At 68.2% G+C, this 16,145-nt stretch carries 14 protein-coding genes; 1 reads left to right on the top strand and 13 read right to left on the bottom strand.

Features of this window, described 5'->3' with window-relative positions; translation table 11 throughout:
- Positions 1-3: 3 nt before the first annotated feature.
- The 7 genes from AC2EBS_RS00375 to AC2EBS_RS00345 form a co-directional block, all read right to left on the bottom strand.
- Positions 4-309, bottom strand: coding sequence for a hypothetical protein (locus AC2EBS_RS00375; RefSeq protein WP_484726407.1), 306 nt, complete (start codon positions 307-309; stop codon positions 4-6).
- A gap of 110 nt (positions 310-419) precedes the next feature.
- Positions 420-1,235, bottom strand: coding sequence for an ABC transporter ATP-binding protein (locus tag AC2EBS_RS00370; protein WP_484726406.1), 816 nt, complete (start codon positions 1,233-1,235; stop codon positions 420-422).
- A 184-nt stretch (positions 1,236-1,419) separates the two neighbouring features.
- Positions 1,420-2,754, bottom strand: coding sequence for an ABC transporter substrate-binding protein (locus AC2EBS_RS00365; protein WP_484726405.1), 1,335 nt, complete (start codon positions 2,752-2,754; stop codon positions 1,420-1,422).
- A 64-nt stretch (positions 2,755-2,818) separates the two neighbouring features.
- A complete protein-coding gene (locus AC2EBS_RS00360; protein WP_484726404.1) occupies positions 2,819-3,895 on the bottom strand; it encodes a branched-chain amino acid ABC transporter permease in 1,077 nt (358 codons plus the stop codon).
- A 94-nt stretch (positions 3,896-3,989) separates the two neighbouring features.
- Entirely contained in the window at positions 3,990-4,919 is a 930-nt protein-coding gene (locus tag AC2EBS_RS00355; RefSeq protein WP_484726403.1) for a branched-chain amino acid ABC transporter permease, read from the bottom strand.
- Positions 4,920-4,929: 10 nt separating this feature from the next.
- The gene (locus AC2EBS_RS00350; RefSeq protein WP_484726402.1) at positions 4,930-5,715 is read right to left on the bottom strand and encodes an ABC transporter ATP-binding protein; all 786 of its coding nucleotides are present in this window, start codon (positions 5,713-5,715) and stop codon (positions 4,930-4,932) included.
- An 89-nt stretch (positions 5,716-5,804) separates the two neighbouring features.
- Positions 5,805-7,751, bottom strand: a complete 1,947-nt coding sequence (locus tag AC2EBS_RS00345; protein WP_484726401.1) for an AMP-dependent synthetase/ligase — start codon at positions 7,749-7,751, stop codon at positions 5,805-5,807.
- Between the two features lie 223 nt (positions 7,752-7,974).
- Here AC2EBS_RS00345 and AC2EBS_RS00340 point away from each other — a divergent pair, with 223 nt between their 5' ends.
- Positions 7,975-8,712 (top strand): Crp/Fnr family transcriptional regulator, encoded by a 738-nt coding sequence (locus AC2EBS_RS00340; protein WP_484726400.1) that lies wholly within the window; start codon positions 7,975-7,977, stop codon positions 8,710-8,712.
- A gap of 19 nt (positions 8,713-8,731) precedes the next feature.
- On the opposite strand, the gene AC2EBS_RS00335 is transcribed toward AC2EBS_RS00340, so the two are convergent.
- From AC2EBS_RS00335 to AC2EBS_RS00310, 6 genes are all read right to left on the bottom strand, one after another.
- Positions 8,732-10,246, bottom strand: coding sequence for a S10 family peptidase (locus AC2EBS_RS00335; protein ID WP_484726399.1), 1,515 nt, complete (start codon positions 10,244-10,246; stop codon positions 8,732-8,734).
- Positions 10,247-10,379: 133 nt separating this feature from the next.
- Positions 10,380-11,138: an arginine N-succinyltransferase gene (locus tag AC2EBS_RS00330; RefSeq protein ID WP_484726398.1), complete on the bottom strand. Its 759-nt coding sequence runs from the start codon at positions 11,136-11,138 to the stop codon at positions 10,380-10,382.
- A complete protein-coding gene (locus AC2EBS_RS00325; protein WP_484726397.1) occupies positions 11,135-12,211 on the bottom strand; it encodes an arginine N-succinyltransferase in 1,077 nt (358 codons plus the stop codon). The genes AC2EBS_RS00330 and AC2EBS_RS00325 overlap by 4 nt, the downstream gene beginning before the upstream one ends.
- The gene (locus tag AC2EBS_RS00320) at positions 12,201-13,232 is read right to left on the bottom strand and encodes a GlxA family transcriptional regulator (RefSeq protein WP_484726396.1); all 1,032 of its coding nucleotides are present in this window, start codon (positions 13,230-13,232) and stop codon (positions 12,201-12,203) included. The genes AC2EBS_RS00325 and AC2EBS_RS00320 overlap by 11 nt, the downstream gene beginning before the upstream one ends.
- Before the next feature lie 86 nt (positions 13,233-13,318).
- Positions 13,319-14,437 carry a succinylglutamate desuccinylase/aspartoacylase family protein gene (locus AC2EBS_RS00315; protein WP_484726395.1) on the bottom strand — a complete coding sequence of 373 codons (1,119 nt, stop codon included), beginning with the start codon at positions 14,435-14,437 and terminating at the stop codon, positions 13,319-13,321.
- A 16-nt stretch (positions 14,438-14,453) separates the two neighbouring features.
- Entirely contained in the window at positions 14,454-15,947 is a 1,494-nt protein-coding gene (locus tag AC2EBS_RS00310) for a cyanophycinase (RefSeq protein WP_484726394.1), read from the bottom strand.
- Positions 15,948-16,145 lie beyond the last annotated feature (198 nt).

Below are 16,145 nucleotides of genomic sequence, written 5' to 3'. Positions count from 1 at the left end.
TCATCAGTCTTCCGTCGTCCAGCGCACCAGGCGCTTCTTGATCTCGTCCTGCAGGCGGCGCACATCGGCGCTGCTCTTGCAGGTCCAGCTGTCCCATTCAGGCCGCTGTGCCGGGCGCTTGGCGAGCCTGGCGTTCAGCTGCCCGCCGTCCACCGCCAGCTCCAGCACATCCAGCCCTTTCAGCATGAAGCTGCGGCCGCCATCACGCTCGGCCAGCTGCCGCAAGTCCCGCAGATCGCGCTTGAGCCTGAGCAGCGCCTCGTCCGGCTTGAAGGCCGGCAAGGCAAAGAAGTCGTTGTCGTTACTCATCGCTGGGCATTCGCATATCCTGTCTTACCGAGCAGGCACCGCAGATCCGGCTCTGCCGGGCTGCCGGTGTCGCCCCCTTGAGGGGGCGCGCGCAGCGCGTAGGGGGTGGGTCAAGCCAACCAGCGCTTGCGCCGCTTGTAGCTCTTCACGTCCTTGAAGCTCTTGCGGTCGCCGCCGCCCATGCCGAGGTAGAACTCCTTGACGTCCTCGTTCTCGCGCAGGGCCTTGGCCTCGCCGTCCATCACCACGCGACCGTTCTCGAGGATGTAGCCATAGTCGGCATAGCGCAGTGCCATATTGGTGTTCTGCTCGGCCAGCAGGAAGGTCGTGCCTTCCTTGGCATTCAGGTCCTTGACGATCTCGAACACCTCTTCGACGATCTGCGGCGCCAGGCCCATCGAAGGCTCGTCCAGCAGCACCATCTTCGGATTGGCCATCAGCGCGCGGCCGATCGCGCACATCTGCTGTTCGCCGCCCGAGGTGTAGGCCGCCTGCGACGTGCGGCGAGTCTTCAGCCGCGGGAAGTACGCATAGACCTTCTCCAGCGTCTCGGCCACTGCGGCCTTGCCGTCCTTGCGGGTGTAGGCGCCGGTCATCAGGTTGTCCTCGATGCTCAGGTGGGCGAAGCAGTGCCTGCCCTCCATCACCTGGATCACTCCGCGGTCCACCATCTGCGCCGGCGACAGGTTCTCGATGCGCTCGCCTCGCAGCTCGATCGAGCCCTTGGTGACCTCGCCGCGCTCGCCCGCGAGCAGGTTGGACACCGCGCGCAGCGTCGTGGTCTTGCCGGCGCCATTGCCGCCCAGCAGCGCGACGATGCCGCCCTCCTTGACCTGCAGCGACACACCCTTGAGCACCAGGATCACATGGTTGTAGATGACCTCGATGCCGTTGACGTTCAGCAGGATGTTGTTGGCATTGCTCATAGTTACCTCTTGGCTCTTCAAAGCACCGCGCGCGGTGCTTTGAAGAAGGGCCTGCAGGAAGTCCCCCTCCCCTCGCGGGAGGGGACAGGGGAGAGGTTGCGACCACCCCGCCCTCTCGGAGGGCGGGGATGGGGTGGGGAGCCGTCGGAACCAGGCGCAGCCCGTCCTGATCGGCTCCAGCCGGTCAGGACTGGCAGTCAGCCGGCGCGCGACGGCTGATCTTCTTCTCGGCGGCGTACTTCTCGGCAGAGGCCTTGACCATCGGCTTGATGATCTGCTCGTCGGCCTGCAGCCAGTCGGAGGCCCAGACGAACTTGCTGCCGTCCCAGGTGTGCACGCGGGCCCAGTTGGCGCCGAGGTGGTCGGCGCAGCTGGTGGAGACCGGACGCATCACGCCCTTGAAGCCCAGCGCATCGAGCTTGGCCTGCGTCAGGTTCAGGTTCTCATAGCCCCAGCGCGCCTGCTCGCCGGTCATGACCTTGCCCTTGCCGAAGCGCTCCTGCGCTGCGCGCACGCCTTCGGTGGCCAGCATCGCGCCGACGACGCCGCGCATGTACAGCACGCTGCCGACGTCTTCCTTGGGACCAGCGCCCTCGCCCTTGGCATAGACCTTGTCGAGGATGTCCTTGACCACCTGAGAGCCCGGCTCCGCGCCGTGCTGCATCATCACCGCGCTGTAGCCCTTGGCCGCCGCACCGATGTCCTTCAGGTCAGGCTCGGCGCCCGACCACCAGGTGCCGAACATCTTCTCGCGCGGATAGCCGGTGGCCACGGCTTCCTTGATGGCCGTCGGCGTCATCACGCCCCAGGTCTGCATCACGACGAAGTCGGGGCGCTGCTGGCGCACCTGCAGCCAGATGGCCTTCTGCTCGACGCCGGGCGCCGGCACCGGCAGCAGCAGCAGCTCGAAGCCGTGCATCTTGGAGCGCTCCTGCACGATGGGCAGCAGTTCCTTGCCGAAGGCGCTGTCGTGATAGACGACGGCGATCTTCTTGCCCTTGAGCTTGTCCCAGCCGCCTTCCTTCTTCGCGATGTGCTGCAGCACCACGTCGCCGGCCACCCAGTAGTGACCGATCAGCGGGAAGTTCCACTTGAAGATGCCGCCATCAGCGGTGTCGCTGCGACCATAGCCCGAGGTGATCAGCGGGATCTTGTCGGCCGGCACCTTGTCGGTCAGCGCGAAGGTGATGCCGGTGGACAAGGGCTGGAACACCGTGGCGCCGCCGTGCTTGCCCTTCAGGCGCTCGTAGCACTCCACGCCGCGGTCGGTCGCATAGGCGGTTTCGCACTCTTCGACCAGCGTCTTGACGCCGTTGATGCCGCCGCGCGCATTGACCAGCTTCATGTAGTCGTTGTGGCCGTTGGCCCAGGGCGTGGCGTTCGGCGCCACCGGGCCGGTGCGGCCGGACAGCACCGGGAAGAACTGCACCTTGTCCTGTGCGGCTGCCGGCATGGCCACCAGCGAGGCCAGTCCGGCTGCGGCCACCGAGGCCGCCATCGCGAGCTGCTTGAGTTTCATGCTTGTCTCCTAGGAATGTGCACTCTGCGGTGCGGGGTTGAAGTGGGTTGCGAGGGGAACGGCTTCAGTGCGGGAAGGGCCACAGGCGCAGCTTTTCCTTGCCGATGGACCACAGTCGTGCCAGGCCATGCGGCTCGACGATCAGGAAGAACACGATCAGGCCGCCGAAGATCATCAGCTCGGTGTGCGCGATCAGCGCGGTGCCGATGCTCACGCCGATCATGTCGCCCAGCATAGGCAGCAGCCGGTTCAGGATGATGGGCAGCACGACGATGAAAGCCGCGCCGAAGAAGCTGCCCATGATGGAGCCCAGGCCGCCGATGATGACCATGAACAGCAGCTGGAAGCTGCGGTCGATCGAGAAGGCGGCCGGCTCCCACGAGCCCAGGTGCACGAAGCCCCACAGCGCGCCGGCCACGCCGACGATGAAGCTGCTCACCGCGAACGCGGTCAGCTTGGCGTAGACCGGGCGGATGCCGATCACGGCAGCGGCCACGTCCATGTCGCGCATCGCCATCCACTCGCGGCCGATGTGGCTGCGCACCAGGTTCTTGGCCAGCCAGGCGAACACCACGACGAAGCCCAGGCAGAACAGGTACTTGGCCACCGGGCTCTCGATCGGGTAGCCGGCAATCTGCAGGTCCGCGACGCTGACCGTGCCCGAGGTCGAGTAGTTGGTGAACCACTGCACGCGCAGGAAGGCCCAGTCGACGAAGAACTGCGCCGCCAGCGTGGCCACCGCCAGATACAGGCCCTTGATGCGCAGCGAGGGGATGCCGAAGAAGATGCCCACCACCGTCGCGCACAGGCCGCCCAGCAGGATGGCGGCGATCACCGGCATGCCTTCCACGCGGATCAGGAAGTTGTAGGCCGCATAGGCGCCCACCGCCATGAAGGCGCCGGTGCCCAGCGAGATCTGGCCGCAATAGCCGACCAGGATGTTCAGGCCCAGCGCGGCCAGCGACAGGATCAAGAAGGGGATCAGGATGGCGCGGAAGGCGTACTCGTCGGCCAGCAGCGGCACGCCGACCACCGCGAAGACCAGCAGCAGCGCAATGCCGAGGCGGTCCTGCACGATGGGGAAGATCTGCTGGTCAGCGGAGTAAGAGGTCTTGAACTGACCGTTTTCTCTGTAAAGCATGACTTGTCTCTTTTCGACTGATCTTTTGGTTTCGACCCGCTTCGCTTAACTTCGCTGCGCGAAGTCAGTCTTCACCGGAAGACCATTGCCCGCGTCATACGCGGTCAATGATCTTCTCGCCGAACAGGCCCTGCGGGCGGACCAGCAGCACGAACAGCACCAGCACATAGCCGAACCAGATCTCGATGCCGCCACCCAGCATCGGACCGATATAGACCTCGGAGAGCTTTTCGCCGACACCGATCACCAGGCCGCCGATGATGGCGCCGGGCACCGAGGTCAGACCGCCCAGGATCACCACCGGCAGCGCCTTCAGCGCCACCAGCGACAGCGAGAACTGCACGCCCAGCTTGGAGCCCCAGATCACGCCGGCCACCAGCGCGACGAAGCCGGCCACCGACCAGACGATCACCCAGATGCGGTTCAGCGGAATGCCGATCGACTGCGCGGCCTGGTGATCGTCGGCCACCGCACGCAGCGCACGCCCGGTGGCGGTGTACTGGAAGAAGGCCGACAGACCCGCCACCAGTGCCGCAGCGATGCCGGCAGCGTAGAGGTCTTCCTTGTTGACCAGCAGCCCGCCCTGGAACACCGTGTCCAGCAGGAACAGCGGGTCCTTGGGCAGGCCCACGTCGATCTTGTAGATCTCGCTGCCGAACAGGGTCTGGCCGAAGCCGTCGAGGAAGTAGGTGATGCCCAGCGTGGCCATCAGCAGCGTGATGCCTTCCTGGTTCACCAGCTTACCGAGCACCAAGCGTTCGATGGCCCAGGCCACCGCCACCATCACCGCCATGGCGGCGACGAAGGCCAGCAGATTGGCCAGCAGCTTGCTATCGAAGCCCAACAGCGCCGGGAACCATTCGGCAAAGCGCGCCATCGCCAGCGCCGCGAACAGCACCATTGCGCCCTGCGCGAAATTGAACACGCCCGAGGCCTTGAAGATCAGCACGAAGCCCAGCGCGACCAGCGAATACAGCATGCCCGTCATCAGGCCGCCGATCAGTGTCTCAAGAAAGAATCCCATCGCGCTGACCTCAGTGAGATGTGCCCAGATAGGCGTTGATCACGTCGGGGTTGCTGCGCACCTCGTCGGGCGCGCCGTCACCGATCTTCTTGCCGTAGTCGAGCACGACGACGCGGTCGGAGATGTCCATCACCACGCCCATGTCGTGCTCGATCAGCACGATGGTGGTGCCGAACTCGTCGTTGACGTCCAGGATGAAGCGGCACATGTCCTGCTTTTCCTCGACGTTCATGCCGGCCATCGGCTCGTCCAGCAGCAGCACCTGCGGCTCCATCGCCAGCGCGCGGCCCAGGTCCACGCGCTTTTGCAGGCCGTAAGGCAGGCGCCCCACCGGCGTCTTGCGCCAGGCCTGGATCTCGAGGAAGTCGATGATGCGCTCGACGAAGGCGCGGTTCTCGCACTCCTCGCGCTCGGCCGCGCCCCAGCGGATGGCCTGCTGGAAGATGTTGGTCTTCATCTTCAGGTTGCGGCCGGTCATGATGTTGTCGATCACGCTCATGCCCTTGAACAGCGCCAGGTTCTGGAAGGTGCGCGCGACACCCATCTCGGCGACCTGGCGCGAGTTCATGTGGCTGAAGGTCTGGCCGCGGAAGGTGATCTTGCCTTCCTGCGGCGTGTAGACGCCGTTGATGCAGTTCAGCATCGAGCTCTTGCCGGCGCCGTTCGGTCCGATGATGGCGCGGATCTCGTGCTCACGGACGTTGAAGCTGATGTCGGTCAGCGCCTTCACGCCGCCGAAACGCAGGCTGATGTTCTGGACGTCGAGGATGACGTCGCCAATCTTCTTCTCGGCCATGATCAACGCTCGCAGGGCCGCCCCAAGGGCGTTGAGCGCCCCCTCGGGGGGCAGGGAAGCGGCAAAGCCGCGACTGTGGGGGTGAACATCTAGGCTGCCCTCTTCACTGCAGGGAAGGTCTTCACGTCGACGATCTTCAGATCCGCCGACACCTTGCCGGTGCGGCCGTCTTCGAACTTCACGGCCGTCTCGATGAACTGCGAGCTCTTGCCGCCGTACAGCGCGTCGATCAGCACCGCGTACTTCTCGGCGATGGCGCCGCGCCTGACCTTGCGGGTGCGCGTGAGCTCACCATCGTCGGCGTCCAGTTCCTTGTGCAGCACCAGGAAGCGGGTGATCTGGCTGCCAGCCAGCAGCTCGTCCTGCGCGAGGTCGGCGTTGACCTTCTCCACGCAATCGCGGATCAGCTCGTAGACCTCGGGCTTCTGCGCCAGGTCGGTGTAGCCGGCATAGGGCAGGTTGCGGCGCTCGGCCCAGTTACCCACCGCCTCGAAGTCGATGTTGATGAAGGCGCAGACCTTCTCGCGCTTGTCGCCGAAGGCCACCGCCTCCTTGATGTGCGGGAAGAACTTGAGCTTGTTCTCCACATACTTGGGCGCGAACATCGCGCCGTCGTTGGGCCCGCCCATCAGGCGGCCGACATCCTTGGCGCGATCGATGATCTTCAGGTGGCCATGCGCGTCGATGAAGCCCGCGTCGCCGGTGTGGTACCAGCCCTCGGGCGTCAGCACCTCGGCGGTGGCCGCCTCGTTCTTGTAGTAGCCCTTGAGCAGCCCGGGCGACTTGACCAGGATCTCGCCGCTGTCGGCCAGCTTGATCTCCACGCCCTCGATGGGCACGCCCACCGTATCGGCGCGCGCTTCATGGTCGGGCTGCAGGCAGACGAACACCGCCGTCTCGGTGGAGCCGTAGAGCTGCTTCAGGTTGATGCCGATCGAGCGGTAGAAGGTGAACAGGTCCGGCCCGATCGCCTCGCCTGCCGTGTAGGCCACGCGCACCCGCGACAGGCCCAGCGTGTTGCGCAGCGGGCCGTAGATGAAGAAGTTGCCGAGCGCGTACTTCAGCTTGTCCAGCGCACCCACAGGCTTGCCATCCATCAGGTCCGGACCGACGCGACGCGCCAGCGCCATGCATTGCCCGAACAGCCAGCGCTTGATCGCACCGGCGTCCTCCATACGGATGGTCACACTGGTGAGCAGCCCCTCGAACACCCGCGGCGGCGCGAAGTAATAGGTCGGGCCGATCTCCTTCAGGTCGATGGAGACCGTGCTGGCCGACTCAGGGCAGTTCACCACATAGCCGCAGACCAGCCACTGCGCGTAGCTGAAGATGTTCTGCCCGATCCAGGCCGGCGGCAGGTAGGCCAGCACCTCCTCGGCGCTGCTCAGCTTGTCGAAGCGCGCGCCTGCGGCGGCGCGGTCGATCAGCGTCGCATGCGTGTGCACCACGCCCTTCGGATTGCCTGTCGTGCCCGAGGTGAAGAACATCGCCGCGACATCGTCAGCCTCACCGGCGGCAATCTGCGCGTCGTAGAAGCTCGGATGCTGGCGCGCATGCTGCTGCCCCGCCTCGCGAAGCGCGTCCAGCGAGGCCAGACCCGGCTCGCTGTAGTTGCGCAGGCCGCGCGAGTCGTCGTACCAGATGCAGGACAGCTGCGGGCACTGCTCGCGGATCTCCAGCATCTTGTCGACCTGCTCCTGGTCCTCCACCACCGCGAACGCCACCTCGGCGTTGTTGATCGGGAAGACGAACTCGGCTGCCACCGCGTCCTGGTACAGCGGGATGGGAATGGCACCCAGCGACTGCGCCGCCAGCATGCAGGCGTTCAGCCGCGGACGGTTCTCGCCCACCACCACGATGTGCTGGCCGCGTTGCAGGCCGGCTGCCGCCAGGCCATGCGCCAAGTCACGCACCAGCGCCGCGAGCTGGGACCAGCTCAGCGTCTGCCAGATGCCGTACTCCTTCTCGCGCAGCGCCGGCGCGTCAGGGCGCTGCGCCGCATGCTCGATCAAGAGCCTGGGAAATGTCTTGCCCACCGTTGTCTCCTGTAGCTTGGCCGGCCCTGCTGCGCAGGCCGGTACACCGCTCGTCTTTGCTAGTTGGCGATGCAATCCTAGGCCTGACTTTGACGCCATGTTGTCATTGCAACGACATTCCTAGGGTCTCCACGGGGGCAGGATTTCCCGTAGAAGATTGCACCCCTCGTGTAAGCCTGCCGTCATCAAGGCGCCCGGAGACTGGCGTATGGACGAGACAAGCATGCAAGAGACCGAGCCGTCGGCACAGACGGCCCACCCACCGCTACGGCAGCGCGCACGCGCGCCGACGCGCGCCGAGCTCGACGCCATCCCCTGGCTGAAGATGCTGGACCCGATTCAGCGCCGCCACGCCGAGAGCGAGCTTCAGGTGGCCGATGCCGAGGTGGGCGAGCGGGTCTGCCGCATCGGCAAGCCGGCCAACTTCTGGTTCGGCGTGATCGACGGCCTGCTGAAGATGAGCAACGACGATTCCTCAGGCCCGCAGATCACCTTCACCGGCGTGCCGCCCGGCGGCTGGTTCGGCGAAGGCACGCTGCTCAAGCGCGAGGTCTACCGCTACAACATCCAGGCGCTGCGCAAGAGCGTCGTCGCCGGGTTGCCGCTGGAGACCTTCCACGAGCTGCTGGAGACCAGCATCGGCTTCAACCGCTTCGTGCTTAACCAGCTGAATGAGCGTCTCGGCCAGTTCATCGCCGCGCGCGAGACCGACCGCATCTCCGACCCCGACCTCAAGGTGGCGCGCAACCTGGCCGCCCTCTTCCATCCGCAGCTCTACCCCGGCGTGGGCACGCTGCTGCGCATCACCCAGCAGGAGCTGGCCTATCTGGTCGGCCTGTCACGCCAGCGCGTCAACCAGGCCCTGCACCGCCTGCAGGACCTGCAGCTGATCGCGATCGAATACGGCGGGCTGAGGGTGCTGGATCTGCAGGGGCTGAGGCGGTTTCCGGCGCTGGGCTGAAACAGAGCGCTGCGCGCCCTCAACCCACCCGCCCCCGCACGAACTCCCGCAGCTCCTTCGCCATGCGCAGCAGCGAAGGCTGGTGGATGTACATCATGTGCCCGGCCTCGAAGTAGCTGACCTGGATGCGCGCGTATTGCGCCGGGCGCAGGCCCAGGTGTGCCAGCGTGTAGTCGCCCGCGGCATGCGGCGTGGCCAGGTCGTAGTAGCCGCTGGCCACGTAGACGCGCATCGCAGGGTTGGCCTGCATGGCCTTGCGCAGGCTGTCGCCGACGTTGACGTAGCGGTTCTCGAAATCCTTCCAGGCCCAGGTCTTCCATAGCGGCGCCATCACCAAATAGGCCTGATCGCTCTCGTAGCCCAGCTTCTCGCGCAGCAGCCGGTTGATGCCCACCGCATAGGCGCCGGCGAGGTTGTTCATGCTGGCGTCTTCCTCGGGCTGCTCGCCGGCGTCGTCGCGGTCCTGGCCGACGAAGCGGCTGTCCAGCCGCCCCACCGTCTGGCCGCGCTGGCGCAGCAGCTCCTTGAAGAAGCGGAATTCGCTGGGCCGCAGGTCGCAGCGCAGCACATAGTCCACCGACAGGCCGCTGTGCAGCGCCACGCCTTCGGCGATGCGCTGCCGCTCGGCTTCGCTCAGGCGCGAGCCCTGCATCAGCGCGACCCAGTAGTCGCGGCTGGCGAAGTCCTCGGCCTCGCGCACCACCTGGGCCAGCGGCTTGGCCTGCTGCGCGGGCGACAGTGCCCGGTGGTACCAGGCGGTGGCGGCATAGGTGGGCAGGAAGAGCGGATAGGGCAGCTCGTTGCCGTGGTCGAAGGACAGCGTCTGGAAGTCCACCGCCATCGACACCAGCATCAGGCCGTTGAGCTGGATGTTGTGGCGCTCCTGCAGATGGCGCGACAGGCCGGCGCTGCGCGTGGTGCCGTAGCTCTCGCCGATCAGGTACTTGGGGCTGGCCCAGCGGTTCCAGCGCGTCAGGTACAGACGGATGAACTCGCCCACCGCGTCCAGATCGCGCTGGTAGTCGTGGAACTCGGCGATCTTCTCGCCGTGGGCCATGCGCGAGTGGCCGGTGCCCACCGGATCGATGAACACCAGGTCGGACTCGCTCAGCAGCGTGTGCGCGTTGTCCACCAGCGCATAGGGCGGCGCGCCGCAGTTGCCCATCTCGTCGCAGGGAATGCGCTGCGGGCCCAGCAGGCCCAGATGCAGCCAGACGCTGGACGAACCCGGTCCGCCGTTGAAGGCGAAGGTCAGCGGGCGTTCGCCCACGCCCGGGCCGTTCTTCAGCGTGTAGGCCACGAAGAACATGCAGGCGCGGTCCTTGTCGCCGCGGTGTTCGCCGTCCTTGCTGTGCGGCTCGCGCAGCAGCAGCGTGCCGCAGGTCGCGGTATAGGCCAGGCGCCTGCCGTCGGCGAGCGTCAGCTCGTGCTCGGTGACGACGATGCGCTCCACCAGCGCGGGCTTGCTGTCCTTGTCGTCGGTCTTGGCCTCTTCGCTCTTGCCTGCTGTGTCGCTGCTGCGGTGCTCGCTCATGCCTGTTGTCTCCTCATTCGCATGCCTGGTCGGGGATGTGCGGCGCCAGCCGACGCCCGCTCATGACGGGACGACAGCCGCGCGCCGCGGGGCCATTGTGCAGCGTGACGCAGCACGCCGCCGGCACGCCCGTTCAGGCGGCCGAGATCACCATCACCGGCCCGCCGTCGTCGATACGCACATGGCGCGAGAAGCGCAGCCCGCACTGGCGCAGCACGCCTTCGACCCGCTCGGCTGCGGGGCCGGCCCGTCCCAGCGCGGCGCGCGCCGATTCGCTCAGAAAGGACAGATACAGCGGCTGGCGCGGCAGCAGCGCCGCCAGGTGCGTGCACCAGGCTTCGCCGAAGCGCGAGCGCGCCTGCGCCGGGTCTCCGGCGTAGAAGTGCCGACCCAGTGCGCTCCAGAAGGGCGAGCGCCCTTGCTCGTCGCGCACGCCGGACAGCTCGACGACCAGCCGGTCGGCCGTCGCCGGCCGGTCGGCCGTCCAAAGCGCCACGGCATGCTGCACCAGCAGCCCCAGTGCGCGGCGCTGCGCGTCGGCATCGAGCTCGGGCGCGCAGGCGATGTCCAGCAGCTCGCTCTGCCCGGTGTGGTCGTTGCCCAGCAGCAGGGTCTGCTGCGCACTGAAGAGCTGCAGCTCGGCGGCGGCATGGACGATGCAGCCCAGGTGGAAGCTGTAGCGCGGCAGCTGCAGGCCCAGCTGCCAGCGCAGACGCAGGCAGGCCAGCGGCCGGTCGTCGGCAGCGTTGGCCAGCACCAGCGCCAGGTCGCCGGGCGCGGGCTCGGCCGCCACCGGCAGGCCCAGCGGGTTGATCCAGCCGGCCAGCAGCGCGGCATCGGCGGCCACCTGGGCGCGCAGCTGCGTCGTCAGCGCATCGGGCATGGTGTTCATGGCTGCTCTCCCCTGGCTGCAGCCGCGGCCGGGTCGGCACCGAGCGGCGCCACCATCAGCTGCTCGCCGACCGCCACGCCGAGACCCGCGGCCAGCCCGGCATCGAGCGCACCCCGCTCGGCGGCGCGCGGCAGCATCGCCAGGCCGGCGCGGAAGTCCGCCCGCCCGGCGTTGGCGACCACATGCCAGAGCTGGGTCGCCGCATCGGCCGCCGCGCCGGCCGCGAGCAGGAACGGCCGCCGCCGCCGCACGCTGTGCAGGCTGGCCAGCTCGGCCACCACGGTCGGGCCGCCGTCGAAGATGTTCACATAGGTATCGGCCTCGAAACCCTCGTCCAGCAGGATGGAGAACGGCAGCTCGCCGTCCGGATGCAGCTGGCCCAGCGCCCACTGCGCCGCCTCGTCGAGCAGCGGCACATAGATCGGCGCCTGCGGCATCAGGTCGGCGATGAAACGCTTGTTGCGCCCGCTGGCCGCGGCTTCGGCGCTGGGGTAGTCCATGCCGAAGAAGCGCCGGCCCACCGCCTCCCAGAAGGGGCAGTGGCCCTGCTCGTCGGCCACGCCGGGATGCTCGGAGGCGATGCGCCCGGAGAAGCGCTCGGCATGCTGCGCGATGAACAGCAGCCGCGCGCGCGACAGCAGCTGCGGCGCCAGCCCGTCGGCATAGGCCGGCTCGATGTAGAAGCCGGTCAGCAGGCTCACGCCGGTGAGGTCGTGGCACAGATGCAGCGTGTGGATGCGGTTGCGCGTGGCCAGCGGCGCGCTGAGCTGCACGATGTATTCGTTGCGGTAGGCGTAGAAGCGGTCCTGCAGGCCCGGATTGGCCTCGATGCCGCTGGTGCCGACGAGGGCGCCGTCGCGCGCCAGGTCTTGCAGCACGAAGAGATAGAGCTCCTCGCCGCTGGGCTCGTCCTCGCTGGCGAAGCTGCGCTGCGAGCGTTCGATGCGCGCCTGCAGCTGCGCGCGGTCCGGCGGCAGCGAGGAGATGCCGATCGCGCTGGCGCGCGCCAGGCGCTCCAGCGCCGCGAGGTCGCCCGGCTCGGCGGGCCGCAGCAGGAAACGTTCAGGGTTCATGGTCTGTTGTCTCCGTGCGCAGCGCGCCTGCACGCCTGGCGGCGGCATGGCGGCTGCGTTCCTCTCTGGGGGTCAGCCCGTAGCGGATCTTGTAGGCATTCGAGAAATGCGAGGCCGAGGCGAAGCCGCAGCTCAGGCCGATCTGCAGCACCGACTGGTTGGTCTGCCTCAGCAAGCGCCGCGCATGGTCCAGGCGCAGTGCCAGGTACCAGCGCGCCGGCAGCGCATCCAGATGCTGCTTGAACAGGCGCTCGAGCTGGCGCCTGGACACGCCCACCAGCGAGGCGATGTCCTCGCTGGACAAGGGCTCGGCCAGGTTCGCCTCCATCAGCGCCACCGCCTCGGCCAGCTTGGCCGAACTGCCCTGCACGCGCTGCGCCAGCGGCTGGCGCTGGCGCTCGTCGGCGCCGCGCAGCCGCTCCAGCCCGAGCAGGGCCTGCAGTTCCGGCGCGAGCCGCTCGCCATGGCGCTGCGCCAGCCAGGCGACGAACAGATCGGTGCTGGCCTGCTGTCCAGCGCAGCTCAGGCGCCGGCGATCGATCTCGTAGAGGTGCTGGGTCAGCAGCGCGCCATGCGCACTGCCACGGCCGCGCTCCTGCAGCACCGCCAGCTGCGGCCAGTCCAGCGTGGCGCGGTGCCCGTGCAGCAGGCCGGCCTCGGCCAGCCAGGCCGCGCCGGTGCCGATGCCGCCCAGCACCATCTGCCTGGCGGCACAGCTGCGCAGAAAGGGCAGCAGCCCCGGCGCGTGTTCCTCGGCATCGAGATAGGCATCGTCATCGCTGACGACGAAGAGCGCATCCAGCGGCTGCGCCGGGTCCAGCCGCATCAGCGGCGTGCACAGCAGGCTCGCACCGGCGCCACTGGCCACGCTGCCGTCCAGGCCCAGCAGCAGGCTGCTGTAGAAGCACTCGCCGTCCAGCAGCGAATTTGCCGCGCTCAGCGCCTCCAGCGCGCCGCTGAGCGATTGCAGCCCGAAGCCTGGCAGCAGCAGGAAGCCGTAGTGCTGCAGCGTGATGCTCATCGTGGCGGCGGGTCGCGAAGGATTGCAGGCGGCACAGCGGCCGCGCAGGGATGGGGCCGCACCATGTTATGCCAGCGGCCCGGCACTCAGGCCGACAGCAGCTTGCCGCTGCGCAGCGCCTGCTCGCCTGCGACCTTGCCCAGCCGCATGCCCGCGAAGACCAGGCGCTTGCTCTCGCGCGCGAAGAACAGCCCGTCCACCGGCGCGAGGATGGCGCTGCGCTGGCCGCTGAAGGGGTCGATCACCTCGGCCAGGCGGTCGCCGGCGCGCACCCGCGTGCCAGGCTCGCGCAGGAAGACGAGCACGCCGCCGTGCGGCGCCTCCAGCGGCATCGATCCGCCCAGCGGCAGCGCCAGGCAGTCCAGCGCCGGCAGCTGCAGCACCGGCCCGTCGATCACGCCGCGCTCGGCCAGGTAGTGCACGATGCCCGCCGCATCGCGCTCGGCCAGTTCATGGCGCACATCGGCCTCGCCGCGCAGCTCCACCGTGGCCGCCAGACAGGCCAGCGGCAGCGGGAAGCGCTCGCCGAAGCGCGCCGCCAGCTGCGCCCAGACCATCGAGCAGGCCTCGTCGAAGGGGTGGTCGCCCGAGGCATCGGCCAGCAGCGCCAGCTCGCAGCCCAGGCAGCGCGCCAGCAGCGCGGCCTCGGGCCATAGCGACTCGGCGGTGTAGAGATGCAGCATCGCCTCGCCGTCGCAGTGCAGGTCCAGCACGATGTCGGCGTCGACGGCCAGGCCCAGCAGCGTCTTGCGCAGATGCGCCAGGCTGTTCGCCACGGGCAGCTCGGCCACCGCCTCGCGCAGCGCCGCGCGCACCAGTTTCACGTTATGCGCCGCATCGGTGCGCAGCCGGCCCTCGACGCGCGCTGCCACCGTGGCGGCCAGGTCGGCATAGTGGCGGTTGAAGTTCTCGCCGCTGAGCTGCTCGAAGCGCCCCTGCATGCCGCGCAGCTGCCACTGCTGCAGGCCGATCGGGTTGGCCGCCGGCACCAGCACGATCTCGCCGCGGATGCGCCCGGCCTCCTCCAGCGCCTGCAACTGGTCCCGCAGGTGCTGGGCCACCAGCATGGCCGGCACCTCGTCGGCATGCAGCGAGGCCTGGATCATCGCCTTCGGGCCGCGGCCCGGCTCGCCGTAGTGCAGGCTCAGCAGCTGCTGCTGCGTGCCAGGCATATTGGGCAGCAGCGCATGGACTTGGGTTCTCATTGCTTTCCGCCCAGGCTCACTGGCCGCCGTCGCCGCGGTCGGTCGCCGCCGGCGCCTGCGTCGGGCTGGGCCAGGCGCTGTAGACCGGATGCGGCACGCGCACCGGCGTGATGTCCAGATAGAGGTTGATCACCGTGTAGTCCTCCGGCCCCCACTCGTCGGTGCTCCAGCCCACCGAGCCCGGTCCCTTGTAGAGGCGGAACAGGAAGCCCAGCTCGACCAGCCCGTCGCGCTGCTTGGGCTGCACCTCGAAGCTCAGGCCGCGCACCTCGGCCTGGTTGCTGTCGATCAGGTAGTTCATCGCGTTGGCGATGGTGTTGTCGCCCAGCATGTCCAGATGGAACAGCGGCTCCAGGTAGTAGGGCTTGAAGTCCGGCGCGCTGGGGTCGAGCTTCTGGCTGCGCAGCTTGACCGCCGACGGCGTGGTCACGCGCGTCTTCAGGTTGTAGCGGTCGCCGCGGTCCAGATAGGTCAGCTTGGCGTTGGTCAGGTTGAAGGCACCCAGCGTCATGTCGGTCTTCACCTCGTGCAGGTCCACCAGCATCGCGCCCTTGCCGCCTATCACCTCGACCTCGTCACCGCGGATCACCGCGGCCGAGTTCTCCTCCACGCCCAGGCCCAGCTTGTAGCCCTTGGCCATCATCAGCGGGATCATGCGGCCGATGCGGCCGCGCTTGAGGAAGTGCTGGTCCACGAACAGGTCGGGGCCGACGAAGCCCAGGCCGCGGTCCACCTGTTTGCCCTCGACCCACTTGCCCTTCATGATGCTGATCACGCTGGGCGCGTCGCGGAACATCACCGTGCTCATCACGGCCGCGCCGGCCGAGGTGCCGGCCACCACGCCGCCGCGACGGTAGACGTCCCAGATCGCCTCCAGCATCGGCGTGGCCTGGCCGCGAGGGAAGAGCACGTCGACGATGCGCTCCTGCGAGCCGCCGGTGAAGAACACGCCCTTGGCATTGCGCACCTTGGCGATCATCGCCGGGTCGCGCACGATCTTGTTCAGATCCACCCAGGAAAAGCGCGGCGCCACCGGCAGCGCTTCGGCCACCGCGCCGCGGCGCTGCAGTTGCTCGACCACTTGGCGCGCGCTGGTCTCGGGGTCTTCGGCGGCGGTGCCGAAGACGACGAAGCGCGAGCCCTTGCCACCGGCCAGCGCCACCAGGCGCGCCCAGACTTCCTCGTTGTCGGCCTTCAGCGCACCGCCGATCGGCACGGCATGGCCCTTGATCAGCGGCTCGGCGGGCGGGGCCGGGGCCGGGGCTGGCGCCGATGCAGGCGATGCCACAGGAGCGGGCGCCAGAGCCGGTGCCGGCGGCACCGCGGTCTTGCCGGCAGCGGCAGGCGCGGCGCGTACCGCGGCGGGCGCGACCACAGGCTGGGTGCGGGCACCGGCAGCGCCGGTCTGGGTGAGGCCGGGCAGCGGCGCGCACAGCAGGCCGGCGGCGAGCAGTTGCAGCAGCGCGTGGCGGGTGCGGGGCAGAAGGCGGGAAGAAGTCGGATCGGTCATAGGCATCACTGGAAATGCCGCGCACCAGTGGCGGCAGCGTGCATTCATGATGGCACCCGCACACGACGCCCGGGCACATGCCAGCCCGCCCACCGCGCATTTGCGGCAGTAAATGTCGCTTCCAGAAAAGCCGCAGCCGCCGGCAGCGCGTTGTGGGCGGTTGGCCGTTGCACGCCCGCGCCGCGGCGCTGTCCTTGA

Source organism: Roseateles sp. T103, assembly GCF_057219915.1.
Note: the sequence above shows the minus strand (reverse complement) of the source record. Positions and strands in the feature narration are given on the sequence as shown.

Bases quoted from the DNA above. Each gene is read 5' to 3' on its own strand.
- AC2EBS_RS00365 (WP_484726405.1), bottom strand. From the start codon at position 2,754: ATGAAACTCAAGCAGCTCGCGATGGCGGCCTCGGTGGCCGCAGCCGGA.
- AC2EBS_RS00310 (WP_484726394.1), bottom strand. From the start codon at position 15,947: ATGACCGATCCGACTTCTTCCCGCCTTCTGCCCCGCACCCGCCACGCG.
- AC2EBS_RS00370 (WP_484726406.1), bottom strand. From the start codon at position 1,235: ATGAGCAATGCCAACAACATCCTGCTGAACGTCAACGGCATCGAGGTC.
- AC2EBS_RS00320 (WP_484726396.1), bottom strand. From the start codon at position 13,232: ATGAGCATCACGCTGCAGCACTACGGCTTCCTGCTGCTGCCAGGCTTC.
- AC2EBS_RS00325 (WP_484726397.1), bottom strand. From the start codon at position 12,211: ATGAACCCTGAACGTTTCCTGCTGCGGCCCGCCGAGCCGGGCGACCTC.
- AC2EBS_RS00330 (WP_484726398.1), bottom strand. From the start codon at position 11,138: ATGAACACCATGCCCGATGCGCTGACGACGCAGCTGCGCGCCCAGGTG.
- AC2EBS_RS00355 (WP_484726403.1), bottom strand. From the start codon at position 4,919: ATGGGATTCTTTCTTGAGACACTGATCGGCGGCCTGATGACGGGCATG.
- AC2EBS_RS00360 (WP_484726404.1), bottom strand. From the start codon at position 3,895: ATGCTTTACAGAGAAAACGGTCAGTTCAAGACCTCTTACTCCGCTGAC.
- AC2EBS_RS00340 (WP_484726400.1), top strand. From the start codon at position 7,975: ATGCAAGAGACCGAGCCGTCGGCACAGACGGCCCACCCACCGCTACGG.
- AC2EBS_RS00335 (WP_484726399.1), bottom strand. From the start codon at position 10,246: ATGAGCGAGCACCGCAGCAGCGACACAGCAGGCAAGAGCGAAGAGGCC.
- AC2EBS_RS00350 (WP_484726402.1), bottom strand. From the start codon at position 5,715: ATGGCCGAGAAGAAGATTGGCGACGTCATCCTCGACGTCCAGAACATC.
- AC2EBS_RS00315 (WP_484726395.1), bottom strand. From the start codon at position 14,437: ATGAGAACCCAAGTCCATGCGCTGCTGCCCAATATGCCTGGCACGCAG.
- AC2EBS_RS00375 (WP_484726407.1), bottom strand. From the start codon at position 309: ATGAGTAACGACAACGACTTCTTTGCCTTGCCGGCCTTCAAGCCGGAC.